This window comes from Amphritea sp. HPY (assembly GCF_050870985.1).
In the GTDB taxonomy this organism is placed as follows: Bacteria; Pseudomonadota; Gammaproteobacteria; order Pseudomonadales; family Balneatricaceae; genus Amphritea.
Genome location: NZ_CP194015.1, coordinates 4,942,062 through 4,966,952 on the forward strand (window position 1 = coordinate 4,942,062; position 24,891 = coordinate 4,966,952).

25 protein-coding genes are annotated in these 24,891 nt (G+C 51.0%); 21 read left to right on the forward strand and 4 right to left on the reverse strand.

All coding sequences use genetic code 11. The features are described from left to right. Window positions 1–8 precede the first annotated feature (8 nt). From ACQUQM_RS21940 to ACQUQM_RS21970, 7 genes are all read left to right on the forward strand, one after another. The gene (locus ACQUQM_RS21940; RefSeq protein WP_432471996.1) at window positions 9–2,228 is read left to right on the forward strand and encodes a chemotaxis protein CheW; all 2,220 of its coding nucleotides are present in this window, start codon (window positions 9–11) and stop codon (window positions 2,226–2,228) included. 33 nt (window positions 2,229–2,261) lie between these two features. Next, window positions 2,262–3,410, forward strand: a complete 1,149-nt coding sequence (locus tag ACQUQM_RS21945; protein ID WP_432471997.1) for a protein-glutamate methylesterase/protein-glutamine glutaminase — start codon at window positions 2,262–2,264, stop codon at window positions 3,408–3,410. Beyond that, window positions 3,410–4,159, forward strand: a complete 750-nt coding sequence (locus ACQUQM_RS21950; RefSeq protein ID WP_432471998.1) for a flagellar motor protein — start codon at window positions 3,410–3,412, stop codon at window positions 4,157–4,159. Before ACQUQM_RS21945 ends, ACQUQM_RS21950 begins: the two co-directional genes overlap by 1 nt. A 1-nt stretch (window position 4,160) precedes the next feature. Beyond that, window positions 4,161–5,156 (forward strand): flagellar motor protein MotB, encoded by a 996-nt coding sequence (locus ACQUQM_RS21955; RefSeq protein WP_432471999.1) that lies wholly within the window; start codon window positions 4,161–4,163, stop codon window positions 5,154–5,156. Continuing rightward, window positions 5,156–5,932, forward strand: a complete 777-nt coding sequence (locus tag ACQUQM_RS21960) for a ParA family protein (RefSeq protein ID WP_432472000.1) — start codon at window positions 5,156–5,158, stop codon at window positions 5,930–5,932. Before ACQUQM_RS21955 ends, ACQUQM_RS21960 begins: the two co-directional genes overlap by 1 nt. Further along, entirely contained in the window at window positions 5,929–6,987 is a 1,059-nt protein-coding gene (locus ACQUQM_RS21965) for a hypothetical protein (RefSeq protein ID WP_432472001.1), read from the forward strand. The genes ACQUQM_RS21960 and ACQUQM_RS21965 overlap by 4 nt, the downstream gene beginning before the upstream one ends. 83 nt (window positions 6,988–7,070) lie before the next feature. Further along, entirely contained in the window at window positions 7,071–7,463 is a 393-nt protein-coding gene (locus tag ACQUQM_RS21970; RefSeq protein WP_432472002.1) for a DUF2802 domain-containing protein, read from the forward strand. A gap of 4 nt (window positions 7,464–7,467) precedes the next feature. Here the strand turns inward: ACQUQM_RS21970 and ACQUQM_RS21975 are convergent, their stop codons facing one another. Together ACQUQM_RS21975 and ACQUQM_RS21980 are read right to left on the reverse strand one after the other, a co-directional pair. Next, the gene (locus ACQUQM_RS21975) at window positions 7,468–7,731 is read right to left on the reverse strand and encodes an EscU/YscU/HrcU family type III secretion system export apparatus switch protein (protein ID WP_432472003.1); all 264 of its coding nucleotides are present in this window, start codon (window positions 7,729–7,731) and stop codon (window positions 7,468–7,470) included. Between the two features lie 32 nt (window positions 7,732–7,763). Continuing rightward, the gene (locus ACQUQM_RS21980) at window positions 7,764–9,368 is read right to left on the reverse strand and encodes a flagellar hook-length control protein FliK (protein ID WP_432472004.1); all 1,605 of its coding nucleotides are present in this window, start codon (window positions 9,366–9,368) and stop codon (window positions 7,764–7,766) included. Between the two features lie 182 nt (window positions 9,369–9,550). Between ACQUQM_RS21980 and ccmA the strand changes: the two genes are divergently transcribed. From ccmA to ACQUQM_RS22050, 14 genes are all read left to right on the forward strand, one after another. Further along, window positions 9,551–10,189 (forward strand): cytochrome c biogenesis heme-transporting ATPase CcmA, encoded by a 639-nt coding sequence (gene ccmA / locus ACQUQM_RS21985; RefSeq protein WP_432472005.1) that lies wholly within the window; start codon window positions 9,551–9,553, stop codon window positions 10,187–10,189. Window positions 10,190–10,230: 41 nt separating this feature from the next. Then, window positions 10,231–10,917: a heme exporter protein CcmB gene (gene ccmB, locus ACQUQM_RS21990; protein WP_432474867.1), complete on the forward strand. Its 687-nt coding sequence runs from the start codon at window positions 10,231–10,233 to the stop codon at window positions 10,915–10,917. Window positions 10,918–10,937: 20 nt separating this feature from the next. Beyond that, window positions 10,938–11,696: a heme ABC transporter permease gene (locus ACQUQM_RS21995; RefSeq protein ID WP_432472006.1), complete on the forward strand. Its 759-nt coding sequence runs from the start codon at window positions 10,938–10,940 to the stop codon at window positions 11,694–11,696. Window positions 11,697–11,735: 39 nt separating this feature from the next. Then, window positions 11,736–11,915 (forward strand): heme exporter protein CcmD, encoded by a 180-nt coding sequence (gene ccmD / locus ACQUQM_RS22000; protein WP_432472007.1) that lies wholly within the window; start codon window positions 11,736–11,738, stop codon window positions 11,913–11,915. Then, on the forward strand, window positions 11,912–12,379 hold the full coding sequence (gene ccmE, locus ACQUQM_RS22005; protein ID WP_432472008.1) for a cytochrome c maturation protein CcmE: 468 nt from the start codon (window positions 11,912–11,914) through the stop codon (window positions 12,377–12,379). The genes ccmD and ccmE overlap by 4 nt, the downstream gene beginning before the upstream one ends. Further along, window positions 12,376–14,337: a heme lyase CcmF/NrfE family subunit gene (locus ACQUQM_RS22010; RefSeq protein WP_432472009.1), complete on the forward strand. Its 1,962-nt coding sequence runs from the start codon at window positions 12,376–12,378 to the stop codon at window positions 14,335–14,337. Before ccmE ends, ACQUQM_RS22010 begins: the two co-directional genes overlap by 4 nt. 44 nt (window positions 14,338–14,381) lie before the next feature. Further along, window positions 14,382–14,909, forward strand: a complete 528-nt coding sequence (locus ACQUQM_RS22015) for a DsbE family thiol:disulfide interchange protein (protein WP_432472010.1) — start codon at window positions 14,382–14,384, stop codon at window positions 14,907–14,909. A 2-nt stretch (window positions 14,910–14,911) separates the two neighbouring features. Then, on the forward strand, window positions 14,912–15,400 hold the full coding sequence (locus ACQUQM_RS22020) for a cytochrome c-type biogenesis protein (protein ID WP_432472011.1): 489 nt from the start codon (window positions 14,912–14,914) through the stop codon (window positions 15,398–15,400). Continuing rightward, on the forward strand, window positions 15,397–16,668 hold the full coding sequence (gene ccmI / locus ACQUQM_RS22025) for a c-type cytochrome biogenesis protein CcmI (protein WP_432472012.1): 1,272 nt from the start codon (window positions 15,397–15,399) through the stop codon (window positions 16,666–16,668). The genes ACQUQM_RS22020 and ccmI overlap by 4 nt, the downstream gene beginning before the upstream one ends. 68 nt (window positions 16,669–16,736) lie before the next feature. Continuing rightward, entirely contained in the window at window positions 16,737–18,455 is a 1,719-nt protein-coding gene (locus ACQUQM_RS22030; RefSeq protein WP_432472013.1) for a cell division protein ZipA C-terminal FtsZ-binding domain-containing protein, read from the forward strand. Between the two features lie 116 nt (window positions 18,456–18,571). Further along, entirely contained in the window at window positions 18,572–20,602 is a 2,031-nt protein-coding gene (gene ligA, locus ACQUQM_RS22035) for an NAD-dependent DNA ligase LigA (RefSeq protein ID WP_432472014.1), read from the forward strand. A 17-nt stretch (window positions 20,603–20,619) separates the two neighbouring features. Next, on the forward strand, window positions 20,620–21,192 hold the full coding sequence (locus ACQUQM_RS22040; RefSeq protein WP_432472015.1) for a hypothetical protein: 573 nt from the start codon (window positions 20,620–20,622) through the stop codon (window positions 21,190–21,192). A 25-nt stretch (window positions 21,193–21,217) separates the two neighbouring features. Next, the gene (locus ACQUQM_RS22045; protein WP_432472016.1) at window positions 21,218–21,433 is read left to right on the forward strand and encodes a YheU family protein; all 216 of its coding nucleotides are present in this window, start codon (window positions 21,218–21,220) and stop codon (window positions 21,431–21,433) included. Between the two features lie 44 nt (window positions 21,434–21,477). Continuing rightward, complete coding sequence (locus tag ACQUQM_RS22050) at window positions 21,478–22,185, forward strand: DUF4126 domain-containing protein (RefSeq protein ID WP_432472017.1); 708 nt, start codon at window positions 21,478–21,480, stop codon at window positions 22,183–22,185. A gap of 86 nt (window positions 22,186–22,271) precedes the next feature. Here ACQUQM_RS22050 and ACQUQM_RS22055 read toward each other — a convergent pair whose 3' ends face one another. Together ACQUQM_RS22055 and mnmC are read right to left on the reverse strand one after the other, a co-directional pair. Beyond that, the gene (locus ACQUQM_RS22055) at window positions 22,272–22,934 is read right to left on the reverse strand and encodes a CBS domain-containing protein (RefSeq protein ID WP_432472018.1); all 663 of its coding nucleotides are present in this window, start codon (window positions 22,932–22,934) and stop codon (window positions 22,272–22,274) included. Between the two features lie 36 nt (window positions 22,935–22,970). Then, window positions 22,971–24,296: an FAD-dependent 5-carboxymethylaminomethyl-2-thiouridine(34) oxidoreductase MnmC gene (gene mnmC, locus ACQUQM_RS22060; RefSeq protein WP_432472019.1), complete on the reverse strand. Its 1,326-nt coding sequence runs from the start codon at window positions 24,294–24,296 to the stop codon at window positions 22,971–22,973. Between the last annotated feature and the right edge of the window lie 595 nt (window positions 24,297–24,891).

Sequence of the window (24,891 nt, forward strand, 5' to 3'; positions counted from 1 at the left end):
AGATAGCTATGGCATTGGATGTAGATCAGGAAATTCTTGCTGATTTTCTTGTCGAAGCGGGAGAGATACTCGAGCTGCTTTCTGAACAGTTAGTTGATCTTGAACAGCACCCGTCCGATCGCGAATTGCTTAATGCAATCTTTCGCGGTTTTCATACCGTAAAAGGTGGTGCGGGATTCTTGCAACTGGAGCCTATGGTGGACTGTTGTCACAGTGCAGAAAACCTGTTCGACCGGTTGCGTAATGAAGAACTGCAGGTCAGCTCGCAGCTGATGGACCTGGTGTTACAGGCACTGGATGCAGTGAATGCTATGTTTGAGTCAGTACATGAGGGGGATTTCCCTGAACCAGCGGCGCCCTCGTTAATCGCTGATCTGAATCGGATGGCCAGCGGGCAGGCGGTGGCTCAAGCGGCTGTTCCTCCTGTTAATACTCCTACAAATATTTCCGCTGCAGAGCCCCGGCTGGCTCCAGTGCAAAGTGATATTGAACTTAGCGCTGTGTTTGATCAGTTAGTGGCGGATCTTGGGGGCGAATCTGTTGTGCAAGTGCAGCCTGCAGCGGTAGCCCCGGTTGATTCTGATCTGATTACAGAAACTGAATTTGATGCCCTGCTGGATGAGTTGCATGGTGACGGTGCCCCCGGGATACCTGTTAAACCGGCAACGCCGGTGGCCGATCCTGATCTGATTACCGAAGCTGAATTTGATGCCATGCTTGATCAGTTGCATGGGCCTGCCGGGACTCCCGGTCAGGTTGTTAGCAGTGCAGCTAGCAATACAGAGGGCGCACAGGCGGATAGGGAGTTTGATCAATTGCTGGGGCAGCTTACTGCTCAGCCTGAAACGGTGCCGGGTGCACCTGCTTCGGATATGATCACTGAAGATGAATTCGAAAGTTTGTTGGATGACCTGCAACAGAAAGGTGAAGGAGCATTTGCCGCACTTGCACCGCGTGTTGTCGGAGCGACTACAGCGACTACAGCGACTACATCAAGAACTGCCAGTAAGCCCCATGCGCCGGCAAACAAAGCACCGGCTAAGGTCGATAATAAAAAAACGTCAGCCGACAGCAATGTCAGGGTTGATACCCGGTTGCTTGATCAGATCATGAATATGGTTGGCGAGCTGGTACTGGTGCGTAACCGGCTGGTTCGTCTGGGCGCTGAAAGTGAAGGTGACGAGCTGAATAAGACGCTGGGTTCACTGGATATGGTGACCGCCGATCTGCAGGCGTCGGTTATGAAAACCCGTATGCAGCCGGTAAAAAAAGTATTCGGCCGTTTTCCCCGTTTGGTTCGCGACCTGTCCCGTCAGCTGGGCAAGGAGGTATCGCTTGAGCTGAAAGGGGAAGATACAGATCTTGATAAGAATCTGGTAGAAGCGCTTGCTGACCCATTGATTCACCTGGTACGAAATGCAATCGATCACGGTATCGAAGCTCCGGCTACCCGTCAGCAGCAAGGTAAACCCCGTGAAGGTCACGTGCTGCTTTCTGCTGAGCAGGAAGGCGACCATATCCTGTTGGTGATAGAAGATGATGGTGCAGGGATGGATGCTGAAAAGCTCCGTGCTCTGGCGGTAGAGCGGGGGATGCTTGAACATGAGGCCGCGGAACGCCTTACTGAACAAGATTGTTATAACCTGATTTTCTCCGCCGGTTTTTCGACCAAAAAAGAGATCTCCGATGTTTCCGGTCGGGGGGTCGGGATGGATGTGGTGAAAACCAAAATATCCCAGCTAAATGGTAAACTGGAGATTGATTCCTCCTTAGGTGAAGGTTCCCGTATTGAGATTCAGGTGCCTTTAACTCTGGCGATAATGCCGACTTTAATGATATTGCTGGAAGGGCAGGCTTTTGCTCTGCCACTGGTTAATGTCAATGAGATATTCAGTCTTGATCTGACTCAGATTAACCGGGTTGATGGCCAGCAAGTGATTATTGTTCGGGATAAGGCGATGCCGGTATTCCACCTCAAACGCTGGCTGATTGCCGGGCATTCGGATGATCCATTGCCGCAACAAGGTCATGTCGTGATCGCAAATGTCGGAGCCGTGCAGGTAGCATTTGTTGTTGATCAGCTGGTCGGTCAGGAAGAAGTTGTAATAAAACCATTGGGCTCAGTTCTGCTGGGAACTCCTGGTTTGTCCGGTGCAACAATAACCGGCGATGGCAAGATCGCGTTGATTCTTGACGTGCCAAATCTCCTGAAACATTACACATCATGATAAGTAACCCATTTCACTGCGGTGGTAGATAGTATGCCGGTTAAAGTACTGATAGTGGATGATTCGGTGTTTTTTCGTAACAGAATTAGCCAGATTCTCCGCGCGGATAGCCGAGTTAAGGTGGTAGGTACCGCGAAGAATGGTGCTGAGGCGGTTACGTTGGCCGAACAGTTGCAGCCGGATGTTGTGACTATGGATGTGGAAATGCCGCAGATGAACGGCATCGAAGCGCTGAAGCTGATTATGCAACGCAGTCCATGTCAGGTGCTTATGTTGTCATCACTGACCCGGCGCAGTGCGACTACAACCCTGGAGGCGCTGGAGTGCGGAGCAGCCGATTATATGGAGAAGGATGCCAGAACCTGGGTCGCTGATGCCGATAAGGTTGGTACTATGATGGTTGATAAAGTCATCATGCTGGGGCGTAAACAGCAGCAGCTAAGTCGCCGTAATACTATTGAACGGTCGATGTTGCAGCGCCAGTCGGATACCGTCAGTAGCCTGGTGGCTAACAGAGCAGAAATACGGAGCTCTGAACAGCAGCGGAGGCTGCGAAATAACAGCGTAGCGCCAGAAGCAGCATCGCGCAGAGATAATCCTGACAGTGTTCGGATTCCGGCTAACCGGATTCTGGCGATAGGTGCTTCAACTGGTGGTCCGGCAGCGTTACAAGCTATCCTGCCGCAGCTACCGGCCAGCCTTCCGATGCCAGTACTTCTGATCCAGCATATGCCTAAGACTTTTACTTCTGTATTCGCCAAGCGGCTCAATGAGCAGTGCCAGATCACCGTGAAAGAAGCTGAAGACGGTGATCGGCTGTTACCTGGGCACGCTTATCTTGCGCCGGGGGGGCTGCAGATGGTTATTGACCCTGCAGCAGAAAACCGTATTAAGGTTATTGCCGGAGATGATCGGATTACTTACCGGCCCAGTGTTGATCTGACTCTGGCTTCGCTGGCTAAAGTCTACGGTAATAAAGTGCTTGCGGTGATCCTGACGGGTATGGGATCGGATGGTTGCGATGGCGCACGATTATTGAAAAATGCCGGAAGCAGTGTCTGGGCCCAGGATAAATCAAGCTGTACTATTTTCGGTATGCCTAAAGCGGTAATAACCGCCAATCTTGCGGATAATATATTTTCGTTGGATGATATCGGTAAATTATTTCAGCGGGGGCGTTGATGGATCTGGTAAGTATTGCAGGGGTGTTACTGGCCATATTGGCAGTATTCGGCGGTAACTTTCTCGAAGGCGGTCAGCCTGAAGAGTTGATGAATCTGCCGGCTCTGGTCATTGTGTTGGGTGGTACTTTTGCTGCAGCGGCGGTGCAATCGCCGCGGGATGATTTCAGAAGGGCGTTTCGTTTATTGCGCTGGTCCTTTGGTAAAAACAGGCTGGACTATGAAGAAGGTATTCATCAGGTCGTCAGCTGGTGTGTGATTGCCCGGCGTAAGGGGTTGCTCGGTCTGGAAGCGGAGATTGGCAAGCAGTCTGATCTGTTTCTGCGTAATGCCTTGCAGTTGCTGGTTGATGGTCGCACCCCGGACGTCATACATGGCGTGCTTGAGGCCGAACTGGTGAGTCGGGAACAGCGTGATTTGCGGGGCGCCAAAGTGATTGAAAGTATGGGCGGCTATGCGCCTACGCTGGGTATTATTGGTGCGGTGCTTGGCTTGATCCATGTGATGAGCAATCTGGCGAGCCCTGATAGTCTGGGCGCAGGAATCGCAACCGCCTTTGTTGCGACAATCTATGGCATCGGTCTGGCTAACCTGTTTCTGCTGCCTGTAGCGGGCAAGATCCGTGCTCTGGTGCAGCAACGTTTCCATTATCAGGAGATGATGCTGGAGGGCTTGATCTATATTGCCGAGGGGCAGAACCCACGGGTAATTCAGCTGCGTTTGCAGGGTTATCTGGACCAGGACGCCTGAGATGCCCCGCCGTCGAATTAGCGATGATGATATCCGTACCGATCGTTGGGTTATCTCCTACGCGGACTTTATAACCCTGCTGTTTGCTTTTTTTGTGGTGATGTACGCTATTTCGTCGGTTAATGAAGAGAAGTACAAACAGGTTGCGGAATCACTGTCAGGGGTCTTTACCGGTCCGGCCGGGGAGTCCCAACGCCCGGTAGAAGGTGAGGCTGAAACAGATCCTTCGGGTATTGGCGTATTTGCCGGAGGCGAATCCGATGCGGCAACCCCTACGGTGAAGATAGTGCCGCCGAATCCGGCGAATAATTGGGTCCTGAAGCAGATCGGCGAACAGATGGAAGTGCAGTTTCGCAAGCTGATTCGGCAAGGTCATGTTGCGGTCCAGAGTAATGACCTTTGGGTGACAATCGAGATGGGTGCCAATCTGTTGTTTCCTGAAGGGGGCGCTCTGCCTGCGATCACTGCTGACCCTGTGTTTGAAAGATTAGCCCTGGTGTTGAAAGACCAGCCGAATCCGATCCATGTAGAGGGCTTTACCGACAATCAGCTTATCTCGACAGATCAGTTTCCATCTAACTGGGAGTTATCTGCAGCGCGTGCTGCGGGAGTGGTTCGGATTCTGGAAATGAATGGTATTGAACCTGGTCGAATGTCTGCAGTCGGTTTTGGTGAATATCAACCGTTGCAGAGTAATTTTACCGAGCAGGGGCGGCAGATTAACCGGAGAATTGTTATTGTCGTATCCCGGGATCGTAAAACCCAGCGCGTCGTATCGGCCTTTGGCAGTCAGCAGGTCAGTGAAGATGCAGTCAGTGGCATTTTAACCGAAGAGGCTCTGCCGCCTTCGGCCATCGAGCAGGTGACTACCGATGACGGTAGCGTAATGTTCCGGCGTAGAGAACTGTCTGCAGAGTTGCCCGGCGAATTAGATCTTGAGGCGCTTCGTGAAAACGAATTTAATGCTCAAAGTACACTCCTGGAGGATGCGCAATAATGCAGGTTTGGGCGGTTGCTAATCAGAAAGGTGGAGTCGGAAAAACCACGACTGCGATCGCTCTGGCTGGGTTGTTGGCGGATGCCGGTCAGCGGGTATTGCTGGTTGATCTTGATCCGCACGGTTCTATGACCAGTTATTTCAGGTATGACCCGGATGAGCTGGAGCACAGTGTTTATGACCTTTTTCAGGATGCCGAGCCTATCGATATGCGCATTCTGGAACCTCTGCTATTACCCACCTCTGCTCAGAATATCGATCTGATTCCCGCTACCGCTGCGCTGGCGACATTGGAGCGAAAGGCTGTAGGAAAAGAGGGTTTGGGTCTGCAGGTCGCTAAAGCATTACGGCTGGTGAAAGATCGTTACGATTATGTGTTGATCGATAGTCCGCCGGTCTTAGGTGTGTTGATGATTAACGCGCTGGCTGCTTGCGGTCACCTGCTGGTGCCGGTGCAAACTGAGTTTCTGGCTCTGAAGGGGCTGGAGCGGATGCAGCGTACGATCGCAATGGTGAATCGGGCGCGTTCACGGCAGCTGACTTATACTCTGATTCCCACATTCTATGACCGCAGTGTACCGACCGCCGTAACATGTCTGCGAGAGTTACATCAGCGCTACCCTGACAATATGGCCGCGGCAGTGGTGCCGGTGGATGCGAAGTTTATTACAGCAAGTTCCCGGGGTGTTGCACCGTCAGCGCTGGATGATAGCTGTGCAGGTGTGCAAGCGTATATGCGGATTCTGCGTCGGTTGGCGCAACGGAGGGTAGCATGACCGGCTGGCTTATGAATCAGCAACAACAGGTGGTGCAGGACTACCTGGAGTCCCTGTTGCGGGATGATGATACAGAATCAGCGAATCATTTTGTGTCAGAGCCAGGAGCGTTCGAGGTTAGTGCTGTTCCGACAGTGCTTACCATTGCGGCTGAAGAGCAGGGCCTCCCGGCCATGATCGAGGTGTGCATTGATTCCGCAGAAACTTCAGTGGGTTTTGATGAAGAGCCTTCAGCGGGCGTTGAAGATGAGCCTTCAGCTGTTTTTGACGATGAGGCCGAAACTGACATTGTGCTTGATTCTGTCGGGTTGCTGGTAGCTGAGCAATGCGTGCCGCAGCAGGTTGCCGGTGTAGCAGAGGTTGTGATGTCAGACTCTGAAGTGCTGGCCGGGGTTGTTGAACCTTGCGCAGTTGTAGCGGATGCTGACGATGATGAAGAGCTGGATCTTGAAGATTTGGAAATAGTGATAGATCTGCCTGAAGATGAGTTAGAGGCTGAACAACCAGAACCAGAACCAGAACCAGAACCAGAACCAGAACCAGAACCAGAACCAGAACCAGAACCGGAAGCAGAAGCAGAAGCAGCAGCAGCTGCAGCAGCAGCGAAAATTGGCCACGCGACAGAACAAGAAGCGTTAAAGTGTTTGCTGGTGAATATGTTTGGCGTGAAACTGGCGCTGCCGATTAAATATATCCGGGCGGCGCGCTATCTTACGACAACAAATTTGTTGTTGGATAACCGGGATGACTGGATTCTGGGTAACTTCACTGAACAGGGTGTGGATATCCATCTGGTTGATAGTGGAATGTGGATGATTCCTGAGAAGTATGAGCCGGACAGTGCTGAATATGATCAGCTGCTGTTGCTGCAGGAGCCGGGCTGGGCCATAACCTGTGACTCTATGATCGGGTCTCAGGTTATTGATATGGCAGACATAACCTTGAACAATCAATCGGTTAATCGTGGCTGGCTATTGGGTACTTGTATGAAGTATCGTTGTGCAGTGGTCAATGTGCCGCTAATGGTGCAGCAATTTAAGGCTCGGTTGGGTTAATTAACGGGCTTGGTTGTTCATCTTTTGATGGTATCAGGAAAACTGATCTAAGCGATTAGTGATGTAGGCAGAGGAACTAGACGATGATCTGGATAGCAATGGTTATAGTAGCGCTTATCGCGGTAGTCGCTATAGGCTATAGCATTAGTGCACAACGTCGTTTGCAGCAACATCAGCGGCAGTATGAAGCGTTGATCAATGTTCTGCGAAATGAGATTCAGGCGATGACCAGCAGTTCCATTGGCATGGGCCATCGTTTGATGGAAATTGAAAATAAGCTCAATATGACCGCTGAAAAGCAGCAGGAGCTGGCAAACCGGGATCCGGGAGTACTGGCCTATAATCAGGCAGCCCGCCTGATGGAGATGGGTGCCGATGTTGATGATCTGGTTAAAAACTGTGGTATTGGCCGGCCTGAAGCTGAGCTGATGGCGCTGTTGCATAAAGAGGTTGCTGCGCCGGAAGGTGATCGTTAAGTCGTTACTTTTTCAGACTATAGGCAAACGCAATAATCTCTGCAATAGCCCGGTACAGGGCCTCCGGTATTTCATCCCCTAGTTCTAATCTTAGTAAAACTTCAACCAGTTCAGGGCTTTCGTGAATGTGTATGTCGTGCTCCTTGGCGAGTGCGATAATCTGTTCCGCAATCAGCCCCTGCCCTTTTGCTGTCAGCGTAGGTGCGCGTTGATGATCGTAGTTGATCGCGATCGCTTTCTGCCGTGGACGTGAATCTTTTTCAGTCATAGAGCATCCTGTTTTTCGTTGAAGCTGTGCTGTCAGGTAGTCACATCGATAAGCTGTTCGACGCTGGTTGATGGTTTTGGTGCCTGGCCTTCGCTACAGTGCAGGGCATTGATGGCAAAGCCTTTGTCCCGCATCTGCTGGTTAAAATCCTCAAGCCGGTGCTGCATAGTTTGATGCATGTCCGGGTTGCTACACCAAAAGCGCGCGGTTATCTGATGTTCCTGCTCCAGAATCAATTCTGCATCGATAGTACCTTGTTTTTGCAGGTCAAAATGTAACCGAACCCGCCATGTGCTTTGCCATTCCGTTTCTGTCTGGGGTTGGCGGTGCTCCGATATTTTAAGTTCGACGTTGTCCAGTTGCTGGCCGTGCCGGATCGGCAGATCGAGGGCGAAGAAACGTTCAAGGCCGCCATCGTTGTTGGTTCGGGTATTCTGAATGCTTTCGAGTTGTTGACTGGTGACCCGGTTGAGCAGGCCTTTGACCAGCTCAAGCATCTGCTGTCGAGGCTGCTCTGGTAGTTTCTCAGCCAGCTGTAATAGCTTGCCTAATTGCCCTTTCATCTCGCCGGTCGGTAGTTTACCGCCCGGGGTGGTTAGTCTGTTTTCTGTAAATAAACCGCCGTTCACCAGGTTCTGCTGGATGCTTTGGCGGGCTTCACTACCGGCATCGGTTTTTACTGCGAACAGGTTGATCATTGAGCTTACAATGCTGTTAAGGGCGCTGCGCCCTGATTCCGGAGTATTACCGGCCAGTTGTTGTAGCTGTTGCAGCACACTGGCAACAGGTTGTTGTGCCGGCAGCGTAAGCCGTAACGCGTTGTTGATACTCTGTTGTGTGATAGCTGTATCGGCGCTATTGGCTAATGGCTGTAGTACCACCTGTTGTGCAGATGTACGGATGAGCAATGCTTTTTCACCTGAAGGCATCGTTTGTGGGCTGTTTAACAGAATGCGCTGGTTGCCAATACGAACACTCAGGTTGTGTTGCTGAGGGTTTCCTTTATCAGCAATTGATGAGTTCTCAATAGTGACCAGTAGCGGTCGGTTGAGCGGTAGCTGACGACTAAGTTGTGCGGGTAATCTGGATTCGATACTGGCACTGACCGGGCTCTGCCGGGGTGGTATCGGTTTATCGCCGGCTGTTGCGGATTGTCCTGGCTGGCGCTGTGATTGCGGTTGATTATCCTTTTGTCGGGAACTTATCCGGACAATAGGTTTCTCATTGGGGGCAATGCTCTGGTTGCTGGTGGACTGATGGCTGGCGGTTGTTTGCTGAATGGGCTTTTGTTGGGTTGTCGCTGGTTGGTTTAGCGGCTGGTAACCCGTAGTTGTAGCGGCGTTTTGAGTGGTCTGGCCAGGCGTTGCGGATGTACTGAGAATTAGCTGGCCGCCTGCTGTTCGGGTCAGGGTTGCATGGCTGCCGGGGCTGAGTGGCTGATCGCTTTTAAGTTGATACAGTGCGCTGCCAAGTTGTACCTGCAGAGTAAATTGTCGGGGTTGAGCGGGATTAGCAACAGACTGCTTAACGGTGATGTTGGTGGGGGTGTTCAGCGGCAGGGCGCGCACTAGTTCCGCAGCGGACAGGCTTTTGCCGGAGTTGCTTTGCAGGCTTTGTATACTGAGCGGATTCAGCATCGGCGTATCTCTAATTGCTGACTACTTAAAATGGGTTTAATTGGGTAGTTCTTTTGACCCAGTTCTGCACCATGGCTGATTATTTTGTATATAATGCCTTGCTTTCGGCGGGTTGCGGTAAAATTGTAGGCTTGTCGGGATATTTCCTGTTATTGAGATGGTTTAGTTCTGAGGTCGTTCTGTTGTCTATACCAAGGCTGAAAGTCGATAATCTGTTCTGTGAACGGGACGAGCGTGTTCTGTTTGATCAACTGAGCTTTGAGGTGCAGGCCGGAGAGGTGGTTCAGATAGAGGGGCAGAACGGTAGCGGTAAAACAACGTTATTGAGAATTCTGGCCGGATTATCACGTAATTACGAGGGAGACCTGTATTGGCGTGATCAATTGATCTCTGATTGCGCGGAAGAGTTTCGTGAGTCGTTATTGTATTTTGGCCATCAGCCTGGAGTAAAGGCCACGCTGACGGCTGAAGAGAATCTGCGCTGGTACGCGGCAATGCATCCTAGTATCGATCTCAATAAGCTCGAGTACGCCTTGCAGCAGGTCGGTCTGAGCGGTTATGAAGATGCACCTTGTCATACCTTATCAGCGGGTCAGAATCGTCGTGTCAGTCTGGCGCGTTTATACCTGAGTTCCGCACCGATATGGATTCTTGATGAGCCTTTTACCGCCATCGATAAGCGTGGTGTCGCTGAAAAAGAGGCGTTGATGGCGCGTCATGCAGACGAGGGTGGAATGGTTATTCTGACGACTCACCATGAATTGGCGATCAGAGATAGAATTCGCCGGGTTAACCTTGATCAATTAGCGGGAACTTCATGAGCGATATCATGACTAAACAACCTGCAGACAGTATTGATGTGATGAATCAGGCAAAAGTGGACGGACCGTTTCTCGGCGCTTTAAAACGCGACCTGTTGCTATCTTACCGGCGCAAGAGTGATCTGGTTAATCCCCTGATTTTCTTTCTTATGGTGGCAACACTGTTTCCTCTGGGCGTGAGCCCTGATCCTAAATTCCTGGCTGATGTGGCGCCGGGAGTGGTCTGGGTTGCCGCCTTGCTGGCAACGCTGCTGTCAATGGATAGTCTGTTTCGTTCCGATTTCGAAGACGGCACACTGGAGCAGTTACTGCTGAGCCCGCAACCTCTGTTTATGGTGGTGCTGGCAAAAGTATTGAGCCACTGGATGATGAGCGGCTTGCCGCTGACGCTGTTGGCGCCTTTGCTGGGCGTAATGTTGTTCTTGCCCGCCGATGGCATGCTGGGGCTGATGCTGAGTTTGTTGCTGGGCACGCCAACGCTGAGTCTTGTCGGTGCGATTGGTGCGGCGCTGACGGTAGGCCTGCGTAAAGGTGGGGTGTTGATCTCCCTGCTGGTGCTGCCACTGTACATTCCGGTGCTGATTTTCGGTAGCGGAGCGGTGCAGGCGGCGATAACAGGGATTCCTCTCGGTGGTTATCTGGCGTTGCTCGGAGCGATGCTGGCGCTGGGGTTGATTATGGCACCGCTGGCAATTAGCGCTGCGCTACGTATAAGTGTAAGTGGATAGAGAGATTTTAAGGGTTAAAGATGGCTGAGAAGAAATGGATGCCGCGTTGGTTTTATCAGTTGGCATCACCCCGTTGGTGCTACGAAATTACCGGCAAATTATTACCAATTTTCGCAATTCTTGCGCTGCTGTTATTAGGCGCCGGAATTGTCTGGGCGTTGGCCTTTGCGCCGGCTGATTACCAGCAAGGAAATAGCTTTCGAATTATCTATATTCATGTGCCGGCAGCCATTCTGGCACAGTCCTGCTACATGATGATGGCAGTCGCGGGGGCGATCGGCCTGATCTGGAAGATGAAAGTGGCCGATATGGTGGCCAAATCATGCGCCCCGATCGGTGCCACTATTGCGATTCTCGCACTGGCAACCGGTGCTATCTGGGGTAAGCCAACCTGGGGCTCCTGGTGGGTCTGGGATGCCCGGCTGACCTCAATGCTGATCCTGCTGTTTCTCTATCTTGGTGTGATCGCGCTGCACTCTGCAATCGAGAGTGAGGCCACCGCGGCACAGTCCACTGCCGTTCTGGCTTTAGTAGGGCTGGTCAATATTCCAATTATTAAGTACTCGGTGGACTGGTGGAATACCCTGCATCAGCCGGCCACTTTTACCCTGACCGAACGTCCGGCAATGCCTTCTGAGATGTGGGTGCCGTTGCTGGTTATGGTGATCGGCTTCTACTGCTTCTTTGCCGTGGCGATGATGTTGCGACTACGTAATGAGATTGTGCGCCGTGAGCGCCGTGCCGGTTGGGTGCGCGAGTTGATCTCCCGGTCAAACTAATATTTTTTTATTGTTTTATAACGCCCTTGTGAGGTTGTTGTGAGTTTTGAAACGTTTGCTGATTTTATCGCCATGGGTGGTCATGGCCTCTATGTCTGGCTCAGTTATGCCATCGCGCTGGCTGTGATTGCGGTCAATATCGTTAATCCACTGGTTCATAAGCGCCAGATCTTTACCGAACAGGCCCGGCGCCTGCGCAGGGAGAAACAAAACCCATGAATCCGAAACGTAAACAGCGACTGATGATTGTTCTCTTCATCGTGTTTGGTGCCGCTATAGCGGTAGGTCTGACGATGTATGCGCTGAATCAGAACATTAATCTGTTTTACTCGCCAACCGATATTGCCGAAGGTAAAGCGCCTGAGTCGACCCGCATTCGTGCCGGCGGCATGGTGGTAGAGGGCAGCGTTAAGCGTGATACTCAAAGTCTGAAAGTCGAGTTTGGCATGACCGATTATGCACACAGCGTAACAGTCGTTTACAACGGTATTCTGCCGGACCTGTTCCGCGAAGGGCAGGGTATTGTAGCTCAGGGTGAAATGAACAGTGAGGGCGTATTTGAGGCCGTAGAAGTGCTGGCTAAGCACGACGAGAATTATATGCCGCCAGAGGTCGCTGACGCACTGGAGAAAGCAGGTCAGATGCCGGATCAGCTACGTAAGAAGGAGGCCCAGGCACAATGATTCCTGAATTAGGTCAATATGCGCTGATCCTCGCGCTTTGTATGTCCGCCGTGCTGGCGGTAGTGCCGATGGTGGGTGCTTCCACTGGCAATACGTTGCTTATGTCTTACGCCCGTCCGCTGGCGACGGGCATGTTCCTGTTTCTGCTGATCAGTATTTTTTGTCTGGGGTATGCTTTCGTTACCGATGATTTCTCGGTGGTGTACGTTGCGAATAACTCGAATACGGCATTACCTTACTATTACAAGATCAGTGCGATCTGGGGGGGGCACGAAGGTTCTCTGTTATTGTGGGTAGTGATTCTGGGTGGCTGGACTCTGGCGGTTGCACTAAAAAGCGATAACCTGCCGCAGGAAATTATCGCACGGGTGCTTTCTGTGATGGGCATGGTCGGCGTTGGTTTTGCACTGTTTACCCTGCTGACTTCGAGCCCGTTTGATCGTTATCTGCCGGGCTTCCCTGCCGAAGGTGCGGATCTTAATCCACTGCTGCAGGATATCGGTCTGATTATCCATCCGCCGATGTTGTACATGGGCTACGTGGGTTTCTCTGTGGCCTTTGCATTTGCCATCGCAGCGCTGATGACCGGGCGTCTGGATGCAGCCTGGGCACGCTGGTCGCGGCCCTGGACTAATGTTGCCTGGGCGTTTCTGACGTTGGGTATCGGACTGGGTAGCTGGTGGGCGTATTACGAACTTGGCTGGGGTGGCTGGTGGTTCTGGGATCCGGTTGAGAACGCTTCTTTCATGCCCTGGCTGATCGGTACTGCGTTGGTTCATTCACTGGCGGTGACTGAGAAACGTGGTGTATTCAAAAGCTGGACAGTACTGCTGGCAATCTTTGCTTTCTCTCTGAGTCTGCTGGGTACTTTCCTGGTACGTTCCGGGGTGCTGACGTCGGTTCACGCCTTTGCTTCAGATCCTGACCGGGGCTACTTTATTCTGGCCCTGCTGGCGATATCTGTCGGTGGCTCACTGGTGCTCTATGCGGTTAAAGCCGGCAGCGTTAAGAGTGAGTCCAGTTTTGATCTGCTGTCCCGGGAAAGTTTGTTGCTGGTCAATAATATTCTGCTCGTCGTTTCGACCATGATGGTTCTGTTGGGCACTATCTATCCGTTGATTGTCGATGCCCTGGGCTGGGGGAAAATCTCCGTTGGCCCGCCATATTTCAATTCGCTGTTTATTCCGCTGATGCTGATGTTAGTAGGTGTCATGGGGATCGGTGTTCAGTCCCGCTGGCGCAATACTACCGTGGCGGCGCTGGTAAAGCAGTTATGGTTACCGGCCATTTTTTGTGTGCTGGCCGGGCTCGGTTTCCAGTGGTTATATGCCGGTGAGTTTACCTTTACCGTTGCCGGTGTGATGATGCTGGTGTTCTGGGTCGTCTTTAGTGGCATCCGGGATATTCAAAATAAGATAGCCAATAAAGCCAATGCGGTGAAAGGCCTGAAAGGTCTGTCCCGCAGTTACTATGGCATGGTCTTCGCTCATATCGGTATCGCTGTCACTATCGTTGGCGCGGTGATGGTGAGTGTGTACAACGAAGAACGCGATCTGCGTATGGCACCGGGTGATGTGCTGACATTCAACCATTATCAGTTTGTATTTGATGGTGCGGATCAGGTTAAGGGCCCTAACTATAGCTCTGATATGGGCCGAATCCGGGTGCTGAAGGATGGCCAGCCTTATGGTGAAATGAATCCTGAGAAGCGGCTCTATACCGCCCGGGGTAACGTTATGACCGAAGCGGCTATCGATCCGGGTCTGTTCCGCGATCTGTATGTTGCAATGGGTGAGTCACTGGGTGATGGTGCCTGGGCTATCCGTATCCAGTATAAGCCATTTGTACGCTGGCTCTGGCTGGGCGGGCTGTTGATGACCTTTGGTGGGTTGTTGGCTGCTACTGATCCTCGTTACCGGAAGCAGGCGCGGCGTGAAGCCGCGCGAGCTGCTGCCTGAGCTTGACTCGGGAGTATAGTTAGAATGACTGGAAAGGTGTCCTGATGCGTCGTTTATTGGTTTTTATCCCCCTGGTGCTATTTGTTGGGCTGGGACTGTTTTTATGGAATGGTATCGGTAAAGATACCGAAACTATCCCTTCTCCGTTACTGGGTAAGCCGGTTCCGGCATTTGCCCTGAGCTCAGTATACGATGAGAGTCGAATCCTGACTGCCGATGATCTGAAAGGCAAAACCGCACTGATCAATGTCTGGGCGACATGGTGTCCGACCTGTAAACAGGAGCATGCCCAGCTAAACCGGATTGCACAGGATGAAGGTGTCGTAATCTACGGAGTCAACTATAAGGATGACCGGGCTAAGGCTAAGATCTGGCTAGAGAAATATCTCAACCCTTATGCGCTGAATATCTTTGATCCGCAAGGCAAACTAGGTCTGGATCTGGGGGTCTATGGCGCACCGGAGACTTATGTTATCGATGCTCAGGGCATTATCCGTTATAAGCATGTCGGAGCGGTGGATCAGCGAGTCTGGGAACAGCTGCGCGAGATCATGCAGAAACTGGAGTCATGAGTGTGAACGCTATTTCTAACATGATCAGTAAATTGTTGTTTGTGGTGTTATTCAGCTTGCCGCTGGCCGCTAACGCAGCAATTGATACCTATGAGTTTAAAGATGATGCCACCCGGGAGCGGTTTCAGGTGCTGGCGGCGGAGTTGCGTTGTCCGAAATGTCAGAATCAGAATATTGCCGATTCCAATTCGCCGATCGCTGAGGATCTGCGTACTGAGCTGCACCGTATGTTACAGAGTGATGCCACCAATGACGAAATTATCGACTTCATGGTGACCCGCTACGGTGAGTTTGTACTCTACCGTCCGCGATTGAGTGAGCACACTTACTTGTTGTGGTATGGCCCTGCAGCATTGTTGGTGCTGGGGATTATTGTGGTTCTGGTAGTCTCCCGTAAGAAGAAACAAAAAACTGATTCCGCTGGCAGCGGGTTATCCGCTGATGAACAGCAGCGACTAAATGATCTATTGAAGCAGGATAAAGATAAATGACGGCTCTTTGGTTGGGTATTGCGCTACTGACTTTATGCGCGGTCGCGATTGTTATGTTGCCTGTAGTGAGGTTACGACGACAGTCTGCTGAGGCGAACGTGGATCGTAAGGATCTGAATATAGCCATCTATGAGGAGCGGGTTGCGGAGCTTGAAGAAGAGCTGGCGGTCGCGAATCTGGATCAGGAAAGCTTTGCTGCACTGAAGCTGGAACTTGAGCGTAACTTGCTGGTGGATGTGTCCGATACTGACACAGACACAGACACAGACACTGAAGTGGCAGCGCCGCAAAAGGTTACGTTAGGCGCGAAGGTGACCGCATGTGTGCTGGCGCTCCTGGTTTCAGTGATGGCACTGTCAATCTATGCTAAATATGGCCACCAGGCGGAGCTGGCAATGGCGTTGGATCCATCACTGGCTCCACAACAGGCGGAAGGTGAAATGCCGACTATGGAGCAGGCGATAGCCCAGCTTGAAGCACGCCTTGAGGTAGAGCCTGAGAATGCCGAAGGCTGGTATATGCTGGCTAATACCTATATGGGATTGGAGCAATTTGATAAGGCGGTGGCCGGTTTTGCCAATGTCTTGAAATACCTGCCTCAGGATGCGCAGCAATACGCTGGTGTATCGGGCCAGTATGCCCAGGCGCTGTTCTTCGCTAAAGGTGGCAAGATGGACGCTCAGATCCGCCAGGTTATTGATCAGACCCTGGCCCTGGAGCCGCTTGAAATAACCGCTTTAGGCTTGCTCGGCATCGAAGCATTTGAGATGGGTGATTATCGCACTGCGATGGAATACTGGCTGAAGGCGCTGCCGAATGCCGATGGCCAACCTGCCGAATCACTGCGCTCAGGCATTCGCTCAGCCCGCGAACGTTTGATTGAAGCAGGTGAAGAGGTTGCTGAAATACCTGAATTGAAACAGGTTGAACTGCGCTTGAACGTCAGCCTGGATCAGAATCTACTGGCTCAGGTTGATCCCCAGCAACCCGTATTTATCTTTGCCCGTCCGGTCGGTGGCAGAATGCCGTTGGCGGCAGTTCGCCTGACGGTTGCAGATCTGCCAGCGACAGTAGTACTGGATGATAGCCTGGCGATGCAGCCGCAAAGTAAGCTTTCTTCTGTTGATCAGGTCGAGGTCGTTGCCCGTATTTCGACCTCCGGTGAGCCGAAGCCTCAGGCCGGTGATCTGATGGGAGTAATTTCACCTGTTGCTGTTCAGGGGCAAGTTGATATATTAGACCTGTCTATTGATCAGATTGTTGAGTAACAGTCTGATAACGGGACAGGTGATTTTTCAGGGTGAATCGGATTTAGCGATAGGGGTTACGCCGGGCGATGGAATTAAGTTTACGTGAATGGCTGATAATTGGTGGTGGGATCGTGGTGGCGCTGATCGTACTCGATGGCTGGCGACGTATGCGGGGCAACAGAAATACCCTGAAGATGGGTATTGATACTTCCCTGACGGATACCTCCCTGAGCGATGAGGATGAGGAAAATTATAATCCGGAACTCCCTGGTGGCGGGTTCCGGGTGCTGGACGCTGAAGGTAAGGTCGTTACTAAACCGGCTGAAAACCCAGCGTTGCAGTTGAATACTTTTGTTGATGTCCCTGTTAATAGCTCTTTAGATAGTTCTGCTGGTTCTTTGGGGCAAACTTCAAGCCAGCCTGGCTCGAATACTGCCTTTTCTGCCGAACGTGATCCGCTGTTTGAACCCCTCGATGATTTCAATAGCCTTAGCGAGGGTGTATCCGCTGTGCGGGTGGTTAAGTCTGAGGATAAGGCTGAGCCTGAATTCAATTCAGCTGATGTCGTTGATCCTGTCGTGACTGAAAGCGGCGCAGCAGAGCCCAACGATGAAATTCCAATTGTCTCTGATACTTATGTTACTGATCTGGGGCCTGCAACCGATCAGTATGAGCAGCCTGGATTTGACCCCGACCCTCTACTTGAAACGCTGAATGATGAGCTGACGACACAAGTGTCTGACGAGGCGCATCAGACGTATTCTACTGATCAAGAGATTGCGTCAGCTGAAGACAAAGCCGATACCCAGCAACCAGAATACAAGGTTGAGCCTGAACCTGAATTTGAGTCTGAACTTGAATCTGAGCCGGAACCTGAATTTAAAGAGCAGGCTGAAGAAGAGCAGTTATGCTTCGATGCTTACTCTGAACCAGAAGCGGAACCCAAACCAGAACCTGATACAGCTCCTGAGCCGGAACCAGACATAGTCAGGCCGCAATTCACCGCCAGCAGGACGCAGTCTGCAGACGAGGATGATCTGATCGCCTCTTTACCTGAAGGCTTTAGTTTTGAACCGCAACCCCCGGCTGGCCAGAGAGTTGAAGCAGAAGCTTATAGTGAAGATGAGCTTGACCTGACCCGGCCAGTCTCTGAGCTGATGCGGCGCACTCAGGTTGACGAAAATAGCCCGCAGCAGGAAAGCATGGAGCTGGTAGAAACCCCGGAGCCGGAAGCTGAATCAGCATTAGCGCCACTACTGAATGAAGAACCGGTGACGACTGAAGCGGATTCTTTGTATACCGATGATCTGTCTGATAATTCAGATATCGATCCCTTTGTGGATGGTAAGTCGTTACAGACATTACCTGAAGCGGATAAGGTTCTGGTGATTTCGGTCGTCGCACCTGAAGCAGCGCCAGATTTTAATGGTCGTAGCCTGCTTCAGATAGTGCTGGCTTGCGGTATGCGTTATGGCGATATGAAAATCTTCCACCGCTATGAAGATGGCATTGATAAAGGTGCGATCCAGTTCAGCATGACCAATGCACTGGAGCCGGGTTATTTCGAGCTGGATACTATGGATCAGCTGGAAACCCGCGGCGTTACTTTTTTTATGTCGATGGAAGAACCACGTGATGTGATGAACGCCTATGAATGTATGTTGGCGACAGCGGAGGCGGTTGCCAAGAATCTGCGTGGTGAGCTGATGGATGAAAACCGCTCGACCATGCGCAGCCAGACCAAAGAACATTATCGCGAACGTATCCGCAAGTTTGAGATGCGTAAGCTGAAACAACCCGTCTAAGGCATACAGCCAGTAGCCGGTTGTTAATAGCTTGTAGTAGCAACCTGAAGTAAACAGCCCGTAGTTGATCGCTAATTACCAGCCGTTCCCGCCAGTACAACCGACCGGACCCCTGAATGAGTTCTGAACTATCCATAACGCAGCTGATCAGTCAGCTGCGTGAGCAGTTACAGCAACATAATTATCAGTACTATGTGCTGGATAATCCGACAATTCCTGACGCTGAATATGATCGTCTATTCCACCAGTTAAAAGCGCTTGAACAAGAGCATCCCGAACTTATTACTGGGGATTCGCCAACCCAGCGGGTCGGGGCGCAGCCGTTGTCGGCGTTTAGTCAGGTTAGTCATGAGATGCCGATGTTATCGCTGGATAATGCCTTCAGCACTGAGGATATGCAGGCGTTTGAAAAGCGTCTGTATGATCGTCTCAAGTTGGTTGATGATCAGGTGATCGAGTATGCCTGCGAGCCGAAGCTGGATGGTATTGCGGTCAGCCTGCTGTATGAAGATGGTGTGTTGGTGCGTGGTGCGACCCGGGGGGATGGTTCCACCGGTGAAAACATCACCCTGAATGTACGTACTATCCCCTCTATTCCGTTGCGTCTGATGGGCGATGGCTACCCTGTACGCCTCGAAGTGCGCGGCGAGATCTATATGCCTAAGCAGGGATTTGCAAAGCTCAATCAGATCGCAGAACAGCACGGTGATAAGCCGTTTGTTAACCCGCGAAACGCATCGGCGGGTAGCTTGCGTCAGCTGGATCCTAAGATTACCGCTTCCCGGCCGCTGGAAATGTGCTGTTACAGCGTAGGTATCGTCGAAGGCGGTGAGCTACCCCACAGCCACACAGACATACTGCATAAATTGGCGACCTGGGGATTGAAGATCAATGCTGAGATGGCGGTTGTTAAAGGCTCAACCGGTTGTATGGAGTATTACGCTGAGCTTGCCGAGCGGCGCAATGAGCTGGCGTATGAGATCGACGGTATCGTATTTAAGGTCAATGATATCGGTTTGCAGCAAAGGCTTGGTTTTGTATCCCGGGCACCGCGTTGGGCCATTGCTCACAAGTTTCCCGCTCAGGAAGAGATTACCAGGGTTCGCGCGATCGAATTCCAGGTTGGTCGCACCGGGGCGGTAACGCCTGTTGCCAGGTTAGAACCGGTCTTTGTTGGCGGTGTTACTGTGAGCAACGCGACCCTGCACAACATGGACGAAGTGGAACGTCTGGGAGTACGCTCTGGCGATAGTGTCATTATCCGGCGGGCCGGCGATGTAATCCCTCAGGTGGTCAGTGTGGTGCAAGAGCGCCGTCCTGAAGGGACTGAGCCGGTGCAGATGCCGGCAACCTGTCCGGTCTGTGATTCTGAAGTGGTGCGCATTGAAGATGAAGCAGTAGCCCGATGTTCCGGTGGCCTGAGTTGCGCGGCCCAGCGTAAAGAAGCGCTGAAGCACTATGTGTCACGTAAGGCGATGGATATCGATGGTCTGGGTGAAAAGCTGATCGACGCACTAGTCGAACGGGAATTGGTACATAGCCCGGCTGAACTGTACCGTTTACATCACCGTCAGCTGGCCAGTATGGAGCGGATGGGTGATAAGTCGGCGACCAAACTGCTCAATAGCATCGAGAAAAGCAAGGCGATTGAGTTGGCAAACTTTATCTATGCCCTGGGTATCCGGGAAGTAGGCGAAGCGACGGCAAGAACCCTGGCGTTACATTTTGGGTCCCTGCCTGCGATCAGGGCTGCCGACGAAGAGGCTCTGCAGCAGGCGTCAGATATCGGGCCGATTGTAGCGAAATATATCGTCAGCTTTTTCCATCAGCAGCACAATCTTGAGGTGATTGAAGCCTTGATTAGTGCGGGGGTTCACTGGCAGGATATTGAGGTCTCAGATCAGGCGTTGCCGCTGGATGGCAAAACCTATGTTTTAACCGGCACGCTGGAGCTGATGAGCCGGGCCGAAGCAAAGAAACAGCTTCAGGCGCTGGGGGCCAAAGTAGCCGGTAGTGTATCAAAGAAAACTGATTGTGTTGTTGCAGGCCCCGGCGCAGGTTCTAAACTGCAGAAAGCAGAAGAACTGGAAATTCCGATTTTAGATGAAGCGGCAATGATCGCTTTACTTGAGCAGTTAAACAGTTAATTACGGGGCGAAAGCCAATGAAAGCATTGATTACCGCAGTTATGGCCAGCCTGATTCTGCTGACCGGCTGTAGCAAGGTGGAGACTTTGTTGCCGGTTATCGAAGAGCAACCGAGTTCCGATTTTTGTGAGGCACTTAAGTCAAATAATGCATGGCTTGATGGTGCGGTTGCTGCAGAGTCTCGCTGGGGGATACCGATCTATGTATCGCTGGCCGAACTGAATCTTAAGATTGGTACCGAAAGCAGCCGTTATATCGACCCGGTAGCGGGTGATTGGGAGCAGTACCGTATCAGTACTGAGGCCTGGGATGCATCGCCTGCCGATGTCGATTCGGCGCTGGACTTTATTGGCTGGCATAGCCGCCTTGCAGTAGAGCGTAATCAATTGAAGATGGAGCAGGCTGGTCAGCTATATCTTGCATCACGTCTGGGGCATGGTGGTTTTCATCGTTTCCAGCAGCAGCCTGACCTTGTGCTTAGCCGACAGTCTGAACAGGTGGATCTGCGGGCCGCTGAATACAGGGAACAGCTTAAATTCTGTCCGAGAATTCGAGAGCGGGCGGGTAGCTTCTTTCGCTGGCCCTGGTAAATTTTTTAAATACTGAATAGTCGATATGATAATTCCGATACAACAACTTCCTGCTGATACTCTGCGTAATATGATTGAAGAGTTTGTCACCCGCGATGGCACAGACTATGGTGAAACAGAGGTAGGCATCGAACAACGGGTTGAGCAGGTTAAAGCCCGCTTGATCTCTGGTGAGGTGGTGGTCCTGTTCAGTCAGAGTACAGGCCAATGCAATATAGTGGCCAGTAATATGCTTGATTAACGACGCTTGGAATTGCTCTTCCAACCGTTTGGAGGGTAATTACTATGGATCAACTGGAACAGATAACGGCGCTGATCGCCCTCACGATGGGAGTGGGCTGGGCCAGTGGTATCAACCTGTATGCCACTATCCTGATGTTGGGCGTCCTGTCCAACATGGGGCATATGGAATTGCCCGCAGGCCTTGAAGTTGTGGGTGATCCTCTGGTACTGATGGCCGCAGGTTTTATGTACTGCGTTGAGTTTTTTGCCGATAAGATCCCCGGCGTCGATTCCGGCTGGGATACCCTGCATACCTTTATCCGTATACCCGCGGGTGCCGCGCTGGCAGCTGGCGCTGTCGGCGATATGAATGAAGCGGTTGTCGTTGCCGCGGCATTGGTAGGTGGATCACTTGCCGCATCCAGTCACGCCCTGAAGGCCGGTACCAGGGTGATGATCAACACCTCGCCAGAACCTGTATCAAACTGGGCAGCTTCGTTTACCGAAGATATCGCCGTATTAGCAGGTCTTTGGGCTGCTTTGAATCATCCTCTGTGGTTCCTGGGGGCTTTACTACTATTTATTATCTTGCTGATCTGGGCGTTGCCAAAAATCTGGCGCGGAGTGCAGAAGGTATTTAAATTTCTGTCAGGTTTGTTTGGTGGTAAAAGCGCTGTTGAGGATACTACCGCGCCAACTGATAAGGATTATCGCGAAGCAGTAGGTGGAAAAGAGGGGAAAGCAAACCCCTTGCCTGGTGGTAAGACCTGATCATTGTTAATCTTCTTAAAGTCGGCCCTCTTAAGTCGAGCCTTTTAAAGCCTGTTTTTATAGAGTAGTTCTAATAGCCGTTAATTCTAACGGCTATCCAGCCACTCATTATTAATCAAAGACTGTAACAGATCGGTACGGGTGACAATCCCGTTGAGATTACCATTATCCTTAACGATCGGGATACAGGACAGCTGGTGCTCGACACAGCTGACGGCCAACTGGCGAATATTAGTATCCGGTGTGGCAGTAATGATCTTAGTCGAATAACAACCTTCAATACTGTCTTCAAGTGTTGCACGACTGGCAATGAGTGCTGTCAGATGCTGCAGTAGAAGCTTTTCGGTAATAACGCCCATAATTCGCCCTGAACCGGACAATACCAGCAGGTGGCTGATATCAAACTGGCGCATTTTGTAAAATGCCGACTGGATAGAGCTACCTTGCATGACAGCCTGCACCGGATGCGACATGATCAGAGAGGCTGGAATGTAGCTACGCGGCTGCTCCTCTTTTGGGCTGCTACCGCCGGTTTGCTTATACAGGCTAGCCACCTGACGGGCCTTTCCGCCGGAAGGGCTGCTTTTTTGCTCGCGGGGAGGAACCGGATTAACCCGTTCACGATCATGCTGGCCTGCAGTCTCCGCTGCAGGGGCAGGTTCACTAAGTTGTTCCACTCCGCCCGGTCTGAATATTGATTTTACCGGGGTTTGAATACGATATCCCTGATCGTAAATTACCAGTGCCATAGAAAAAACCGCTTACCTTTTAGATAAATATACTGCCTATATCGCCCGACGGATGAGATTCTTGATGATAAACCGTGCTGGATTGAGCTTATCGATCAACTCATTTGCGATCGGTAAAGTCTCATTTTCAAGCATAGCAGCAATGATCTCTCCACTGATTGGACCAGTGATTAGCCCTTTAGATCCGTGCGCGAGATTAACATATAAGCCAGGGTAATGCTGCGGCGGTGTTTCGATTTTAATGGTTCGATCATTCCGTAACTTCGCGTAATCTTCACAAAAAGCATCGAAAACCGGTGCCGGGCCAACAATTGGTAGCTTGTCAGGGGAGGCGCAACGAAAAGCGACCCGCCCATGAAACTGATCGACAGGCGTACTTTGAGTAATTGACACGGCAAGGTCGGGAGCCATATCAGCTATCTTGCCGATATTATGACTGTGCCCATCGGGCCGTATATCGGTACCCTCATCTTTAAGATCGAAGGTTGCGCCGAAGCAGAATCGATCTTCTTTTGCCGGGGATATATAGCCCTCGCTGCAAAGAACAGTGTTTAGCTTAGTTGTCGTATCGTCTGTTTTTGCAATAGAAACCTGACCGCGGATTTTCTGCAGCGGAAGGTGATTGAGCTGAACGAAGCGAGCGCTATCGGCCGCAGAAGCAACAACGGCAACGGAAGCTTTGCCAATAATTGATTGATCAGATAGAGCGGACCACTGTTTGCGCACGGCATCGTATTCAAGCTGAGTAACTTCCTGGCTGAGCTTAAGCGTGATATTCGGATGTTGATTTAACCATTGGCACAGCAGAGGCGGCGTAACCCAGCCCGCATCAGGAAAGAACAAACCGCTATTGGTAACAGAGGTGCCTGCAACTTGCGAAGCCTCAGCCTGACTCAAGTGTTGTACTAATGATCGTGGATAATTACCTGAAGCCACCAGATCAACCTGCTTCTGTTGCTCCTTATCGTTAGCCGCGATCTGAAGCAAACCACAAGGTGACCAGATATTACGATCATCGGGCAGCTCACGGGTCAGAAAGTTACTGCTATAAAGAAAGCCTGCCAGGTGTATCTGGCTGGCCGGAATCGGTTGTACCGGTAGCTTGGCATAAAGCGCGCCCTGACGATTACCAGAACCTTCCTGGGCTATAGAATCATTACGGTCAATCAGCATAACCTTCCAGCCTCGCTGAGCTAGGGAATAGGCTGTTGAACATCCGGCTATGCCTGTGCCAATGATCAATACCGTATTGCTTCTAGAGTGCGCTTCAGGTAATTGAAACCAAGCAGGTGAAGAGTAAGGTTGGTTTGTTTGAGAAGTAGTAATAAGTATCTCCTGATAAATCTGTACATTTGGTAGCATATACCACGATCAGACTATTTCGGGTGTTAAAGTTATTCTAATTGCAGATGGAGAGATATTTGTTGATACAGTTTAAGTTTTGATTGCTTAGATGTTTGGCTTGATAAACATGATAAGAGATGCTGTATCAGGGCAACACAAAGCCGAACTGGAAATCGTGACTGTATAGATTACTTTGTGAAATAAATTATACCGCCAGGAGTAGGAGTTTCCGAAAGGAAATTTGATGCCAAGCTTGTGATTGTTATATGGTACTGCAATCTAAACTCAAATGGCTAATGCCATGCAGGTATAAGACATGTTGTGATATCATTTATGTCAGTTGTAGGTGCCTTGTGTATCTGCCTGGCGCTATGATTACTCTGTTTTATAGAATGGAATGCGAACAGGTAGACTGAAGGGGATTGGCAGGAGCGCAAACTGAATTGATTGATAAAATCAAACTAACTGTGAAATTAATACCTGTCATAAAATTAAAATGAGTTGGTAGTCATTGGACGCTTGTTTAGGAGTAACGGATTACAATAGTTTATTATTGAATATGATTTGAATAGACCTGAGAGTGATAATATTTTGGATATGTTAAGCAAGAAAA

Bases quoted from the DNA above. Each gene is read 5' to 3' on its own strand.
- ACQUQM_RS21970 (WP_432472002.1), top strand. From the start codon at position 7,071: ATGATCTGGATAGCAATGGTTATAGTAGCGCTTATCGCGGTAGTCGCT.
- ACQUQM_RS21980 (WP_432472004.1), bottom strand. From the start codon at position 9,368: ATGCTGAATCCGCTCAGTATACAAAGCCTGCAAAGCAACTCCGGCAAA.
- ACQUQM_RS22040 (WP_432472015.1), top strand. From the start codon at position 20,620: ATGAAAGCATTGATTACCGCAGTTATGGCCAGCCTGATTCTGCTGACC.
- ACQUQM_RS22030 (WP_432472013.1), top strand. From the start codon at position 16,737: ATGGAATTAAGTTTACGTGAATGGCTGATAATTGGTGGTGGGATCGTG.
- ACQUQM_RS22015 (WP_432472010.1), top strand. From the start codon at position 14,382: ATGCGTCGTTTATTGGTTTTTATCCCCCTGGTGCTATTTGTTGGGCTG.
- ACQUQM_RS22050 (WP_432472017.1), top strand. From the start codon at position 21,478: ATGGATCAACTGGAACAGATAACGGCGCTGATCGCCCTCACGATGGGA.
- ACQUQM_RS21950 (WP_432471998.1), top strand. From the start codon at position 3,410: ATGGATCTGGTAAGTATTGCAGGGGTGTTACTGGCCATATTGGCAGTA.
- mnmC (WP_432472019.1), bottom strand. From the start codon at position 24,296: ATGCTACCAAATGTACAGATTTATCAGGAGATACTTATTACTACTTCT.
- ACQUQM_RS21965 (WP_432472001.1), top strand. From the start codon at position 5,929: ATGACCGGCTGGCTTATGAATCAGCAACAACAGGTGGTGCAGGACTAC.
- ccmI (WP_432472012.1), top strand. From the start codon at position 15,397: ATGACGGCTCTTTGGTTGGGTATTGCGCTACTGACTTTATGCGCGGTC.
- ACQUQM_RS21975 (WP_432472003.1), bottom strand. From the start codon at position 7,731: ATGACTGAAAAAGATTCACGTCCACGGCAGAAAGCGATCGCGATCAAC.
- ligA (WP_432472014.1), top strand. From the start codon at position 18,572: ATGAGTTCTGAACTATCCATAACGCAGCTGATCAGTCAGCTGCGTGAG.
- ACQUQM_RS22010 (WP_432472009.1), top strand. From the start codon at position 12,376: ATGATTCCTGAATTAGGTCAATATGCGCTGATCCTCGCGCTTTGTATG.
- ACQUQM_RS21940 (WP_432471996.1), top strand. From the start codon at position 9: ATGGCATTGGATGTAGATCAGGAAATTCTTGCTGATTTTCTTGTCGAA.
- ccmB (WP_432474867.1), top strand. From the start codon at position 10,231: ATGAATCAGGCAAAAGTGGACGGACCGTTTCTCGGCGCTTTAAAACGC.
- ccmE (WP_432472008.1), top strand. From the start codon at position 11,912: ATGAATCCGAAACGTAAACAGCGACTGATGATTGTTCTCTTCATCGTG.
- ACQUQM_RS22045 (WP_432472016.1), top strand. From the start codon at position 21,218: ATGATAATTCCGATACAACAACTTCCTGCTGATACTCTGCGTAATATG.
- ACQUQM_RS21960 (WP_432472000.1), top strand. From the start codon at position 5,156: ATGCAGGTTTGGGCGGTTGCTAATCAGAAAGGTGGAGTCGGAAAAACC.
- ACQUQM_RS21945 (WP_432471997.1), top strand. From the start codon at position 2,262: ATGCCGGTTAAAGTACTGATAGTGGATGATTCGGTGTTTTTTCGTAAC.
- ACQUQM_RS22055 (WP_432472018.1), bottom strand. From the start codon at position 22,934: ATGGCACTGGTAATTTACGATCAGGGATATCGTATTCAAACCCCGGTA.
- ACQUQM_RS21995 (WP_432472006.1), top strand. From the start codon at position 10,938: ATGGCTGAGAAGAAATGGATGCCGCGTTGGTTTTATCAGTTGGCATCA.
- ACQUQM_RS21955 (WP_432471999.1), top strand. From the start codon at position 4,161: ATGCCCCGCCGTCGAATTAGCGATGATGATATCCGTACCGATCGTTGG.